The sequence below is a fragment of the Streptomyces sp. NPDC020747 genome (assembly GCF_044334695.1).
GTDB lineage: Bacteria > Actinomycetota > Actinomycetes > Streptomycetales > Streptomycetaceae > Streptomyces.
On sequence record NZ_JBIRTJ010000003.1, the window covers coordinates 801,270 to 814,365 of the forward strand.

Annotated in this window: 12 protein-coding genes; 7 read left to right on the forward strand and 5 right to left on the reverse strand. The window is 71.3% G+C overall.

The features are described from left to right. The first annotated feature begins 240 nt into the window (after positions 1-240). On the forward strand, positions 241-909 hold the full coding sequence (locus ACH4YP_RS12745; protein ID WP_143640240.1) for a SigE family RNA polymerase sigma factor: 669 nt from the start codon (positions 241-243) through the stop codon (positions 907-909). After that, complete coding sequence (locus ACH4YP_RS12750; RefSeq protein WP_398490518.1) at positions 906-2,270, forward strand: hypothetical protein; 1,365 nt, start codon at positions 906-908, stop codon at positions 2,268-2,270. Before ACH4YP_RS12745 ends, ACH4YP_RS12750 begins: the two co-directional genes overlap by 4 nt. 174 nt (positions 2,271-2,444) lie before the next feature. Here the strand turns inward: ACH4YP_RS12750 and ACH4YP_RS12755 are convergent, their stop codons facing one another. After that, positions 2,445-3,287 (reverse strand): SURF1 family protein, encoded by an 843-nt coding sequence (locus ACH4YP_RS12755; RefSeq protein ID WP_361056288.1) that lies wholly within the window; start codon positions 3,285-3,287, stop codon positions 2,445-2,447. Positions 3,288-3,370: 83 nt separating this feature from the next. Continuing rightward, positions 3,371-5,212 (reverse strand): S9 family peptidase, encoded by a 1,842-nt coding sequence (locus tag ACH4YP_RS12760; protein WP_398490519.1) that lies wholly within the window; start codon positions 5,210-5,212, stop codon positions 3,371-3,373. A gap of 150 nt (positions 5,213-5,362) precedes the next feature. Here ACH4YP_RS12760 and ACH4YP_RS12765 point away from each other — a divergent pair, with 150 nt between their 5' ends. Then, the gene (locus ACH4YP_RS12765) at positions 5,363-5,776 is read left to right on the forward strand and encodes a nuclear transport factor 2 family protein (protein WP_398490520.1); all 414 of its coding nucleotides are present in this window, start codon (positions 5,363-5,365) and stop codon (positions 5,774-5,776) included. Positions 5,777-5,801: 25 nt separating this feature from the next. Here ACH4YP_RS12765 and ACH4YP_RS12770 read toward each other — a convergent pair whose 3' ends face one another. After that, complete coding sequence (locus ACH4YP_RS12770; protein WP_398490521.1) at positions 5,802-6,200, reverse strand: DUF6191 domain-containing protein; 399 nt, start codon at positions 6,198-6,200, stop codon at positions 5,802-5,804. Positions 6,201-6,259: 59 nt separating this feature from the next. Beyond that, entirely contained in the window at positions 6,260-8,422 is a 2,163-nt protein-coding gene (locus ACH4YP_RS12775) for an NAD-binding protein (RefSeq protein WP_398490522.1), read from the reverse strand. A gap of 188 nt (positions 8,423-8,610) precedes the next feature. Between ACH4YP_RS12775 and ACH4YP_RS12780 the strand changes: the two genes are divergently transcribed. The 4 genes from ACH4YP_RS12780 to ACH4YP_RS12795 all read left to right on the forward strand — a co-directional run bounded on the left by ACH4YP_RS12780 (position 8,611) and on the right by ACH4YP_RS12795 (position 12,400). Further along, complete coding sequence (locus ACH4YP_RS12780; protein ID WP_361056303.1) at positions 8,611-9,111, forward strand: spore germination protein GerW family protein; 501 nt, start codon at positions 8,611-8,613, stop codon at positions 9,109-9,111. Between the two features lie 179 nt (positions 9,112-9,290). Next, positions 9,291-10,301 carry a permease gene (locus ACH4YP_RS12785; RefSeq protein ID WP_398490523.1) on the forward strand — a complete coding sequence of 337 codons (1,011 nt, stop codon included), beginning with the start codon at positions 9,291-9,293 and terminating at the stop codon, positions 10,299-10,301. Continuing rightward, a complete protein-coding gene (locus ACH4YP_RS12790; RefSeq protein ID WP_398490524.1) occupies positions 10,298-11,284 on the forward strand; it encodes a TIGR03943 family putative permease subunit in 987 nt (328 codons plus the stop codon). Before ACH4YP_RS12785 ends, ACH4YP_RS12790 begins: the two co-directional genes overlap by 4 nt. 141 nt (positions 11,285-11,425) lie before the next feature. Further along, a complete protein-coding gene (locus ACH4YP_RS12795) occupies positions 11,426-12,400 on the forward strand; it encodes an SMP-30/gluconolactonase/LRE family protein (protein ID WP_398490525.1) in 975 nt (324 codons plus the stop codon). Positions 12,401-12,684: 284 nt separating this feature from the next. On the opposite strand, the gene ACH4YP_RS12800 is transcribed toward ACH4YP_RS12795, so the two are convergent. Beyond that, positions 12,685-12,873 (reverse strand): hypothetical protein, encoded by a 189-nt coding sequence (locus tag ACH4YP_RS12800; RefSeq protein WP_398490526.1) that lies wholly within the window; start codon positions 12,871-12,873, stop codon positions 12,685-12,687. Between the last annotated feature and the right edge of the window lie 223 nt (positions 12,874-13,096).

A 13,096-nucleotide genomic window follows, 5' to 3' on the forward strand; every position in this document is an offset into this window, starting at 1 on the left:
TTCTGGCGACCGAGGCTTCTGGCGTTCGAAGATTTTCCTCCCCGTTCTCCGCAACCACGCGGAGGGCGGGGAGCGTCTTTGCGGTCGCCCTTCAGGGGCGTCGGACGCCACGTTCATATGGGGCATAGGGGATGAGCTTTTACGTATGAGGGCACTTGACGCACTGTCTGGCGTGCAGCCTGACGCAAAAGTGATGCCTGTCGCGTACAACCCCAATGGGGGGACGCGTGTCCAACTGGCGTGGCTGAGGTACTCGAATTCACTGCGGCGGCGCGGGGCACGACCCTGCGCCCGCCCCGCCGACCCCGCATGTCCGGCGCGTCCGGCGGCGGCATGCCGGTGATCGCCCCCATGCCCGCAGCGCGGCCGACCCGCATACCGAACCAGCGCGAGGGCGCCGACGAAACCCTGGCGGCCGGCACCACCGTCGACCATCTCACCGAGACCTATCGCGCCCACTACAGATCGCTCCTCGGTCTCGCGGCGCTCCTCCTCGACGACACCGCCTCCTGCGAGGACGTCGTCCAGGAGGCCTTCATCCGGGTGCACTCGGCGCGCAAGCGCGTGCGTGACAAGGAGAAGACGCTCGCCTATCTGCGGCAGACCGTCGTCAACCTGTCACGTTCGGCCCTGCGCCGGCGCATCCTCGGTCTGAAGCTCCTCTCCAAGCCGATGCCCGACATGGCGAGCGCGGAGGAGGGCGCGTACGACCTGCTGGAGCGCGACGCCCTGATCAAGGCGATGAAGGGGCTCCAGAGGCGCCAGCGCGAGGTCCTCGTCCTTCGGTACTTCGCGGACATGACCGAGGCGCAGGTCGCCGAGACGCTCGGCATCTCGCTGGGTTCGGTGAAGGCGTACGGCTCGCGCGGCATCGCGGCGCTCCGTGTCGCCATGGAGGCCCCGGCATGAGCGCGAAAGACGAGCGGGCACGCCATGATGAGTACGGTCGCGGCTACGGCGACGACAACGAGCATGACCAGCACGCTGGGAACGGAATCGTGAATCACGGCCCCTCGGGGAACTCGGGCCCGGAAGAATCGGGTGTCTCGGACACGGACGGCCGCTCGGCGGACCGCCCGTCGGGTGCTTCGCCGCGCTCGGCGCACTCGTCGCATCCGGCGAGCCCTTCGGGCGTGCCGGGCCGGCCGGACCCTGTGGACCAGTCGGACCCTGGGGTCCGCTCCACTCCTTCGGACCAGTCGGACCAGTCGGACGTGGAGGCTGTCGCGGGCCCGGAGTCGGGGGACTCGGGCGGATTCGGCGCCGACGGTCTCGCTCCGGGGGTGCTCGGGTCCGACGAACTGGCCCTGCGGCGGCTCCTGCACCAGGCCGTCGAGGAGATCGAGCCGACCGACGGCACGCTGGACCATCTGCGGCGCGCGGTACCGGCCAGGCGGGCACGCAAGCGTCAGGCCGTCGTCGGCATGGCCGCCGCCGCACTCTTCATCGGCACGGCCGTCCCGGCCCTCATCCATGTCTCGAACTCCACCGGCCCCAATGCCGACCCGTCCATCGCGGCCAACGCCTCGCAGACCCAGGGCGGCACGAACGAGGGCAAGCAGGCCGGCACGGGGGGCGGCTCCGGCGGCCCCTCGGGCAAGGACAACGACAAGGACAAGGGCGGCAAGACGGACAAGCCCGACAAGGGCAAGGGGTCCAGCAGCGGCACCACCGGCGCCGAACCGTCGGCCTCCTCCGCGAACGTGCCCGCCTGTACGTCCATGCAGCTCGGCGGCGCCACCGGGAGCGCCGGCTCCCCCGACGCCAGCGGCGCGGTCTACGGCTCCTTCCGGGTCACCAACGTCTCCACCGCCAGCTGTACGGTCTCCGGCGACGGCTCGGTCGCGCTGGCCGCCCAGGGTGCGGCGAGCCCGTCCTCGATCGGCACGGCCCTCCACGCGACGGGTGACGCGGCGGCAGGCCTGCCCGACCAGTCCACGTACGCCGCCGCGCTGGTGCTCTCGCCGGGCTCGGCCTACGAGGTCGAGTTCGCCTGGGTGCCGTCGAGCACCTGTCCGACCACCGGTGACACCGGCGGCGGGGAGCCCTCGCCCGACCCGTCGCCGAGCGTCAGCACCGGCGCCAGCGGCGGTACCGCCTCGGAGGGCAGCAGCGGCGTGAGCTCGCAGCTCATGCAGGAGGACGGCGTCGCCGACGGAAGCGTCCTCGTCTCCTACTCGGCGGAGGGCGGCGGCCCGACGGTCTCCACGACCGTGTCCAACGCGTGCGCCGGGACGGTCTACCGGACCGGGGTGCTGGGCGGGGCCTGAGGTCGCGGGGCCTGAGGTCTGGGGATCCCTTGGGGCCTGGGCTGTTCGCTGGGTGCGGGTGCGGGTGCGATTGAGTTGTGGCTGGTCGCGCCGTTCCCGGCGGCTCTAAAAGATTGCGCCGTTCCCCGCGCCCCTGGTTGATCAGCCGGGGCGGTTGATTCCGGTCAAGCCCTGTCAGGCCGTCGGAGAGGCCGACACCTTTGTGTTGTCGGCAGTGTCGGTGTCGCTGTCCTGGCCCGAGGGAGCACCCTCGCCGTCGCTCTCGACAAGGCCCAGCTCCGCGTCCTGCGCGAACTCCACCTCGCGCCGCATCAGCCGGAACCACATGAAGACCACGAAGCCCGCGAAGACGAACCACTCGCCGGTGTAGCCCAGGTTCTGGAACGCCTTCAGGTCCAGGCCCGTGTCCGCCGGAGCCGCCGCGGGCACCGCCTTCATCCCCGCGTCGGCCTTGGCGAGAGTGACCCAGGCGTCGTACACGTCGTACGGCACGAGGTTCACCAGCGCCGCCGAGCTGATCGCGCCGGTCTGGCCGGCGGGGAGCCCACCGGCCGCGGGCACACCGTTCGAACCGGGTGTCTCCGACGCCTGCAGCGCGCCGGTCACGGTGACCTCACCGGCCGGAGCGGCCGGGGCCTTCGCGGGGTCAGCGGTTCCGGGGAGCCAGCCCCGGACCACCGGCAGGGCCTTGCCGTCGTCGGTGCGCAGCAACGTCAGCACGTAGAAGCCGCTCTTGTCGTCCAGCTCCCGGCCCGGCACGAGCAACTGCTTCCCGTACCGGCCCGTCGCCGTGGTCTGCTTGCCCGACGTCTGCTTGTCCACGGGCAGCAGCTCGGCGAGCGGCCGGGCCGGATCCGTCTTGGCCGCCGTGGCCTGCTCGTCGGCGTTCCGCTGGTCCTGGACCCGGTCCTCGAACCGGCTCAACTGCCATGACCCCATGAAGATGCAGAAGGGGATGGCCAACAGCACGAAGACGTTGATCCCCCACCAGCGGGGCGTCAGCAGGAACCGGTACACAACCCCAAAGGTACGGGGCCCTCGCGGGGGGCTCGGCCGAGGGGTGCCTCTCGGCCGACCCGCCCGCGAGGGACCCGGTGCGCTCACCTGCCCAGGTGTCGCTCCGCGAAGTCCAGCTCCAGACGTACCTGCTTGATCCGCTCGTCCACGACCAGCGAACCGTGCCCCGCGTCGTAGCGGTACACCTCGTGGACGGCGTCGCGTGCGGCGAGTCTGGTCACGTAGTTCTCGACCTGACGGATCGGGCAGCGCGGGTCGTTGACCCCGGCGGAGATGTAGACCGGGGCCTTCACCGCGTCGACGTACGTCAGCGGGGACGACGCCTCGAAGCGCTCCGGGACCTCCTCCGGGGTGCCGCCGAGCAGCGTGCGGTCCATCGCCTTCAGGGCCTCCATCTCGTCGTGGTACGCCGTCACGTAGTCCGCGACCGGCACCGCGGCGATGCCGAGCGCCCACGCCTCGGGCTGCATACCGACACCGAGCAGCGTGAGATAGCCGCCCCAGGAGCCGCCGGTGAGGATCAGCCGCTCCGGGTCGGCGAGACCGGCCGAGACCGCCCACTCCCGTACGGCCTCGATGTCCTCCAGCTCGATCAGGCCGACCCGGTGCTTGAGCGCGTCCGTCCACTCACGCCCGTAGCCCGTGGAGCCGCGGTAGTTGACCCGGACCACCATGTACCCGTGGTCCACCCAGGCCGCCGGGCCCGCCGCGAACGAGTCGCTGTCGTGCCAGGTCGGGCCGCCGTGGATGTCGAAGACGGTCGGCAGCGGACCCGTCACCCCGGCCGGCCGCTGGACGAGGGCGTGGATACGGCCGCCGGGACCGGTCACCCACTCGTCCTGGACGGACACCGACGCCGGGGCCTTCATACCGGGCGGGTCGAGGACGACCTCGCCGGACGTCGAGCGGACCACCGGCGGCTCGGCCGCAGACGACCACAGGTACTCCACGCTGCCGTCCGGGCGGGCCGTCGCTCCCGACACCGTGCCCTTCGGCGTGGGCACCTGCTCCAGGCCGCGGGTCGCCAGGTCGTACCGCCACAGCTCGCTGCGGGCCTCGAAGCTGTTCACCACGAGCAGCGCGGAACCGTCCGGATACCACTCGGCGCTCAGGTCGCCGTCCAGACGGGCGGCCAGCGCCAGGTCCGTCTCCTCGCCGGACGCCGCGTCCCACACCATCGGCTCCCAGCGGCCGCGCCGCTGATGGCCGACGAGCAGCCGGGTGTCCCCGTCGACCGGGGCGAAGCCGAGCACCTCCAGGCCGAGCTCGGCCGTGCCGCCCTTGGTGTCGTCGAGCTCCGCGACCGCCGAGCCGTCCATCCGCAGCACCCGCACCGCCGAGTGCATCGCGTCACCGTGCTCGGTGTGCTCGATGGCGATCAGTGATCCGTCGTGCGAGAGATCGCCGACACTCGCCGACTCGCGGTGCCGGTAGACCTCGACGGGGTCCTCGCCGATCCGGCTGACGTAGATCGTCGAGCCGTCCTCGTCGGTCGACCTGCCGACGATCGCCGTCCGTCCGTCCCGGCCGAGTGCGAGCCCCGCGGGATAGGAGGGGGCGAGCCCGGGAGCCGCGGCCTCGTCGGGAACGGGTGTGCCGTCCTCGCCGGCCGACCCGGCGAAGGGCTGTCGTCGCCAGACCCCGAACTCGTCGCCGTCCTTGTCGTCGAACCACCAGATCCACTCGCCGTCCGGCGACATCACGCCGTCCGTCGTCCCGTTGGGCCGGTCCGTGACCTGGCGTTGGTCACCCGTCTCGCGGTCCCACGCGTACAACTCGTACGTCCCTGTCGCGTTCGACACGAACAAGGACCGGTGCGGCGCGTCCTCCGCCCAGTCGGGCAAGGACACCCGCGGCGCCCGGAAGCGCTTCTCCCAGTCCGGCATGCTTCCCTCGTGCGGGACGGACCCGTTGCTCTCAGTCATGGCCCCATACTGCCCGCACTGGACGACATTGCGCTCCCGAGGCCCTCAGCCTGTGGAAAACTCTGCCGATCGAGCCCACCGCGACAGGGGCAATGTCCGGGTCCGTGCAGGTCAGGGCCGATTGTCAGTGGCCGGGTGCACTATGGCGCCATGACCTCATCGACCGATCCGCGCACAACAGATCCGCACACGACAGATCTGCGCGAAACAGTGGAGAGCTTCTGGGCCGCGGCCGAGGACAGGAACTGGACGGCTTTCGCGGACACCCTCGCCGAGGACGTCGTCTACACCCTGCCCCAGACGCGCGAGCGCGTCAGCGGGCGGGAGAGCTTTGTCCGGTTCAACCGGGAGTATCCGGGCGACTGGCACCTGCGGGTCGAGCGCATAGTCGCCGAGCCCGGCCAGGTCGTCACCTGGGTCCACTTCACGGTGGGCCTGGAGGAGATGTACGGGATCTCGTTCTTCACGGGTGACGCGGAGGGCCGCGTCCTGACGATGACGGACTTCTGGCCCGAGCCGTACGAACCCCCGGCGGGGCGGGAGCACTTGGTGGAGCGGTACTGAGCGTGGAGCACCACCGAGTGGAGCACTACTGAGGCGAGCCGTCTCCGTTGTTCCGGGCTGGGGCTGGGGCTGGGGCTGGGGCTGGGGCTGGGGCTGGGGCTGGGGCTGGGGCCGGCGTCCGTATCACCAGCACCGCGATCCCGCTGTCCAGGTCGACGCGTGTCCGGTGCGGGGGCGCCCCGTCCTCCTCGTCGTTCCGGAGCACGAGAGCGGACTCCCGCTCCCTGAGTTCGTTCTGCTTGCCCGGTGACAGCGCGCCGTGCAACTGCTCGAAGCCGGTGGCCGACACCTGCCCGACCCGCGCCCCGTTGCGCCAGGGCAACACCCCGGCCCGCCCGGCCCGCAACATCAACTGATCGACGAACGCGACGACCGTCAGCAGGATGACCAGCCCGGGGAGGGAGGCGAACACGGCGAATTCCATCGGCCCATTGTGGGGCGGGGCGTGCCCCGGGGACAGACCCGGGACCTGCGCAACAGGCCCTACGCGCCTGTACGTCCCCGGGGGCGTCGTCCCAGCAGTTCGGCGAGGCCCCGGCGGGTGGCCGCGATGACGACGCGGTCCTCGGAGCCGAGCACGTAGGTGGGAGGCAGGTCCCAGACCAGGCCCGACGGGCGCTCGGGCGAGCCAGGGGAGGGGGCCGGGGTGGTGGCCAGGTCGGGCCGGCGTTCCTCCGGGGAGGCGCTGTCCAGGGCCAGCACCCGCCACGCTCCCGCGCGGAACGCCTCGGCGACCGTACGGCCCTCCAGGTGCGGATGCCCGGCGACGTCCAGGGCGGCGAAGAGCAGGACCCGGCGTTCGACCGGGATCGCGCCCAGGATCTGGCGGCCCATCATCGCTCCGGCGAAGGCGGGCGCGGCCAGATGGGAGACGCTGCGGCTGCGGGTGAGCGCGTGCGGGTGGGTGGCGCGCAGGGTGCGGTAGACGGCGGTGGCGAAGTCGTCGTCGTACAGCCGCAGCACGACGCGCAGATCGGGCCGCACCGACCTGGCGTACAGGGAGGCTTCCAGGTTGGTGGTGTCCGCGCTGGTCAGGGCGAGCAGGGCGTGCGCGCGGTGGATCTTGGCGGCTTCCAGGACGCCTTCCTGGGTGACGTCACCGAGGACGACGGGCACACGCAGCCGGCGTGCCAGCGCGAGCCCGCGTGCCTCGGGGTCGGCCTCGACACACACGACGGGGATGTGGAGTTCGCGCAGGCGGGCGAGGACACGGGTGCCGATCTTGCCGAGTCCGAGGAGTACGACGTGATCGGAGAGCCCCCGGGGCGGCTTGCGCAGCGCGGTCCCGCTGCGGAACGTACCGAGGCCCTCAAGCACGGCGGCGAGGAGCACGGGGAGCAGCAGCAACCCGACGAGACCGGAGAGGAGTTGGAGGATCTGGCGACCGAGGGGGCCTTCGAGCGCGGGTTCGTTGATGGCGAAGAGATCGAGGAGGGTCAGGTAGGTGGCGTGCAGCGGATGGTCGCCCGTCGTCACCATGGACGCGACGGCGAGCGCCACCACACAGGCCACCAGGCCCGCGAACGACCAGCGCAGCCGCCGGGAGAACAGCCTGCCGAAGGGCAGGACACTGCGTCCGGCGGGGAGCGGGGGACCGGAGTACGACACCGTCTCCAGGACGATGGTGCCGCGGCCGGTCGCGGCGGCCACGGAGCGTTCGTCGGGCAGGAGCCGCGGCCCGTTCTCACCGCTGCTCTCCGAACCGTCCGCGCCGGCCGGGTCGTTGGTCGTGGCCGAGAGCAGGGCCAGCGTGCACAGGCCCGGGTCGGCGACCTCCCCGGGGCCCGGCGGATGCCGTTCCACGGCCCGGAGCATCAGCCCGTCGGTCTGTACGACCTTGCTGGTCCCGGCCACCGCGGTCGCCGCCAGCGCGGGCGCGGCGGTGTCCGCGTCGGAGAGCACGGTTGTGGAGGCGTCGAGGAGTACGGGTCCAGGCCCGGATCTGGACCCGGGCCCGGACCTGGGTCGGCTGCCGTCCTCTCCGGCGTTCGTTCCGGCATCCGTTCCGGCATCCGTTCCGGCGCCCTCCCCGGCGTCCGCCATACCCGCCATGGCCAGGGCGGAGGCCTGGTCGAGGAGGGCCTCGATGTGCTGGCCGAGACGGCGGTTGTAGAGCCGCACGACCAGACGCAGACGGGGGTTGAGGCGGCGGGCCATCAGCGCGGCGCGGATGTTCGTCTCGTCGTCGTCATGGACGAGCGCCAGCGCGGCGGCATGCTCGACACCGGCTTCGGCGAGCACGGCCTCGGTCAGGACGGGGGCCTCCAACACGCGGGCGGGGCGCGGCTCCTCGGAGGTGGCGGAGGAGGTGGCGGACCGATTCGCCGACGTGGCGCCGCGGGGAGACGTGGTGGCGCCGCGGGTCAAGGAGACTGCGGCTCGGCCGGCCGCGCCGTCACCGCCGTTCCCGTTCCCGCCGGTGCCACCGCCGTTGCCGATGCCGCCGCCGATACCGCCGTTGGCCGTCGCCCGGGTCACCGCCGCCGACACGCGGTCGAGCAGCGCCGAGGCACGGGCCCGCCCGACGACCGGAGGCCGTACGGTTCCCTCGTCCGACGGTACGACCAGCGTCACCCGTTCCCCGTAGACACCACGCAACTCGGCCGCCAGCCGGTGCGCGAGGGCATCGTCCCCGCACACCACCATGTGCGCACCGCGATCGTCCGACCCGCTCTGATTAGGAAGGCTCGCCACAACAGCACAGAGTGCCTCACCGGCACGGACGGTTGCACAGGGGCCTGCCGCAAGGGAGTTGAGGCAGGGGTTCCGAGGGACACTGGCCGCCCGAACCGCCGTACGGCCAGACCGTACTGCCAGAAGGATGGTGACGAGTGATGCCCAACGACGAGCCCGTACAGCCGGTGGAGTCCGCGGAATCGGGGGAATCGGGGGAGCCGGTGAAGCCCGTGGAGACCGCACCGGCGCAGCCGCCCGAGGGCGTCCCCGCGGATGTCCTTGCGGACGTCCCCAAAGGCAACCCGGCTGTCGTGCTGCTGGAGCGGCTGGCCGAGAAGCTGGGCGGGCGTGCCTCGGTGTCCGCCGTCTACGGCGAACCCGTGACCAGGGACGGCGTCACGGTCATCCCCGTCGCCAAGGTCGGGTTCGGCTTCGGGGCCGGAGTGGGCCGCGAGGCAGGCGCCGCGAAAACCGGCGAGGGCGGTGGCGGTGGTGGCGGCGTGGGCGCGAAGCCCATCGGCTTCATCGAGATCCAGGAGGGCTTCGCCACGTACCGCCCGATCCGCGATCCCTGGGTCGATGTCTTCGTCCCGCTGGCGGTGGTCGCACTCGGCAGTGCGCTTCCCGGGATCATCGGGGCGCTGCGCCGCAGGAAGTGATGGCTCGGGCACGCCTTGGCCGGAAGGGGGGCGTGCCTGGCCGGAACACTCGTGTGTGCTGGCCGGAACAGGGGCGCGTCCGGCCGGAACATCAGGATGAGAAGCTGTGCCGGAACGGGCGTACTGAAGGTGGAGGGCAAGCCACCGCGAAGCCCTTCCCTACCGGAGGTACCTCTCCCGTGACCACGACCGACACAGCGCCGCCCGGGATCGAGGACCGCGAGACGGACGAGCGGAAGGGCTGGCAGTTCAACTCGCCCCTCGTCCTGGTCATGCTGCTGCTCGTGGGGATCGTGCTCCAGGGCCCGATCCGCGGCGCGCTGTCCGCGCCGGTGATGCAGAGCTGGATGACCGTGTTCGTCGCGGTGATGGTGCAGGCGCTGCCCTTCCTCGTACTCGGCGTACTGCTGTCGGCGGTCATCGCGGTGTTCGTGCCGCCGTCGTTCTTCGCCCGCGCGCTGCCGAGCCGTCCCGCTCTCGCGGTGCCGGTCGCGGGGATGGCCGGGGCGGTGCTGCCGGGCTGCGAGTGCGCGTCCGTACCGGTGGCCGGGGCGTTGGTGCGCCGGGGTGTCACGCCCGCGGCGGCGCTGGCGTTCCTGCTGTCCGCGCCGGCGATCAACCCGATCGTGCTGACCGCGACGGCCGTCGCGTTCCCCGGGAAACCGCAGATGGTCGTGGCCCGTTTCGTGGCGAGCCTGCTGGTGGCCTGCACGATGGGCTGGCTGTGGCAACGGCTCGGCCGCGCCGACTGGTTGCGCCCACCGACCCGCCCGGCGTCCGACGGCCTCGGCAAGGGCGCGGCGTTCTGGGGATCCGTACGGCACGACGTGATGCACGCGGGCGGCTTCCTGGTCGTGGGCGCGATGGCCGCGGCCACGCTCAAGGCCGTGGTCCCGGAGGAGTGGCTGAGCCTCGCGGCCGACAACCCGGTGGTGTCGGTCCTCGCTCTGGCGGTCCTGGCCGTCCTGCTCTCCATCTGCTCCGAGGCGGACGCGTTCGTGGCGGCGTCCCTGACCCAGTTCTCGCTGACGGCCCGGCTGACGTTCCTGGTGGTCGGCCCGATGATCGACCTCAAGCTCTTCGCGATGCAGACGGCCACGTTCGGCCGGGAGTTCGCCCTGCGCTTCGCGCCCGCCACCTTCGCCCTGGCCGTCCTGGTCTCGGCCCTGGTCGGGGCGGTGCTGCTGTGAACCGCCAGGCCCAGGCAGCCGTCCTCTTCCTCACCGGCGGCGCGATCCTGCACGCCGCCCTCACCGACCTCTATCTGCGGTACGTGAAGGCCGGGTTGCAGCCGCTGCTGGTGGCGGCGGGGGTGGTCCTGATCGCCACGGCGGCGGCGACGGTCTGGTACGAGCGGCAGGCGGCACGTACGTCCGCCGGGAACGAGGGCCGGGCGGATCGTACGCCCACCGGGAACGGACGCCGGTCCGCGCGAACGCCCGCCGGGAACGGGCCGGAGCACGAGCACGAGCACCACCACGGGGCGGCCGCAGATACGGATACGGATATAGCCAGGGCCGTGGACACGGGCACGGGTATAGCCACGGCCGTGGACGCGGCGGCTGAAGCCCCGCCCCGCACAGACGGCCCGGCTCAAGTCGGCACCCCCGCGGACCCTCATGACCACGACCACGACCATGATCATGGCGACGCCCACGTACACCACGAACCCCGTATCTCCTGGCTCCTGGTCCTCCCCCTCCTAGCCCTCATCCTCGTGGCCCCGCCGGCCCTCGGTTCCTACAGCGCGATGCGCACCGGCACGGCCCTGCAGAAGCAGCCGTGGGGCTTCGCGGACCTCCCGGCCGGTGACACGGTCCGGCTGAACCTCGTCGACTACGCGGGCCGGGCGGCGTACGACCACGGCCGTTCGCTCGACCACCGCCACATCAAGATCGCCGGCCTGCTGGCCCTGGACCGCGACGGCACCCCGTACCTGGTCCGTATGGCACTCAGTTGCTGTGCCGCCGACGCCCAGCCGGTGAAGATCGGCCTGACCGGCCGGATCCCTCCCGTCCTGCGACCGGACAGCTGGCTGGAGGTCACCGGCACGTACACCGCCAAGCAGACCAAGGACCCGGTGAACGACGGCATCATCCCGTTCCTCGACGTCACCGAGGTGAAACCGGTCAAGGCCCCGCGAGACCCGTACGACGAGAGCTGGAACGGCTGACCGGGCGCAGGCCCCCGACGACGTCGTGGAACCTGTCGATCCTCTGTCGAAAGCCGGTGTACGGGGGAAGTGGCGCCCAAGTGTGGGACAGGATGAGCGAGTTGAAGGCTCTCACCCCACTCTTCCCGGAGGCCCGCAACCATGACCCGCAGTCACCCGCACGCGCACTCGCTCCCCCACCCTTCCCGCCGCGCCCTCCTGGGCGGCGCAGCCCTCACCGCGTTCGCGGTGGCGACGGGTGCGGGCGCGGGTACGGCGAACGCAGCCACCGCCACCGGCGGCGGAACGTGGCCGACCGAGTTCCCCCTCCCCGACGGCTTCCTCCCGGAGGGGATAGCCATCGGCAGAAAGCCGTACGCGTACATGGGCTCGCGCGCCAACGGCGCCCTCTTCCGCACCGACCTGCGCACCGGCGAAGGCAGGATCCTCTTCGCGGGCGGCACCGGCCTGGTGGCCGTCGGCCTGAAGCTCGACCACGACGGCCTCCTGTACGTGGCAGGCAACACAGGTGTGGCGCGTACCCATGACTCCCGCACGGGCGAAGTGGTCGCAACACACCAACTGACGGAACCGACCGGCCACTTCATCAACGACGTCACGCTCCTCGGCGACCGCGCCTGGTTCACCGACTCACGCGCCGCCGCGCTCTACGGAGTACCGCGGGGCCGAGCCGGAACCGTACGGACCCTGCCGCTGACCGGCGACTGGGTTCAGCTCCCGGACGTCAACAACGCGAACGGCGTCGTCGGCACGCCCGACGGCCGCGCCCTGATCGTCGTCAAGAGCACCCCGGGCGAGCTCCACAACGTGAACCTCAGGACGGGCCACACCACCAAAATCACCCTGGTCGGCGCGACAGACGTCGTGAACGGCGACGGCCTCTTCCGCACAGGCCGCACGCTGTACGTGGTCCAGAACCGCCTGAACCTCATCAGCGTGTTCCACCTCGACGCCAAGGCCACGACAGCCACCCTGACCGGCACGATCACGGACCCCCGCTTCGACATCCCCACAACCGCGGCCCGCTTCGGCAACCGCCTCTACCTCGTCAACGCCCGCTTCACGAGCCCACAGACACCGGAAACGACGTTCACGGGCGTGGCGGTCCCGATCTGACCCGCCGACTCGCACCGGCCCGCGCCCTGAGCGGCTCCTCCCAAGAGGGGCTGGGCGCGGGACCGATGCCGCTCTGCCGGCTCGCTCTGCCCAGGTTTTGAGGTCCGGCCTCATCCCTGTCAGGTCGATCACTGGGAGCTATCGACGTCGCTCAAATCGCCCTGCGCCTTGGCGAGCTGTCCGCTGAGGGGCCGCGCCGATCGCCTCTGCTCGCCCCTGGTGGTGTCAGCCGCTGATGTCAGCCGCCCTATGCCGTCTTGACAAGGAGTGATGGTTGGCTGGAGCTACTTGGGTGGGCTCACAGGCACGGGTGCCTTGAAATTCTTGAACGTCACGACGTTGCGCGCTGAGTTGCCGGACACCTCCAGCGACTGCTCGAAGCGCACTACGCGGCCAGATTCGTTGACCCACACGTCGCAGGCGAAATCCTTGGTGCCGGTCGCGCGCATCTTGTCGTACAGCCGACGGTCCACCGTCCGGAGCTGGTCCTGGGTGAGACTCCCGGAGAGTCGGTACGCCGGGACTCCGCCTGCCTCCTCTTGACCCTTTCGGGCCTCCGGCCCAAGGTCCAAGAGCAGCTGTGCGTAAGCACCGTAGTCAGCTAGTGCTGTGACCGTGTTGGTTCGCCGGGTTTGTCAGGCTGCGGTGGTGAGGGGGCGTCCGCCCCAGCGGATGCCTTTCTCGCTGCGGATGCGG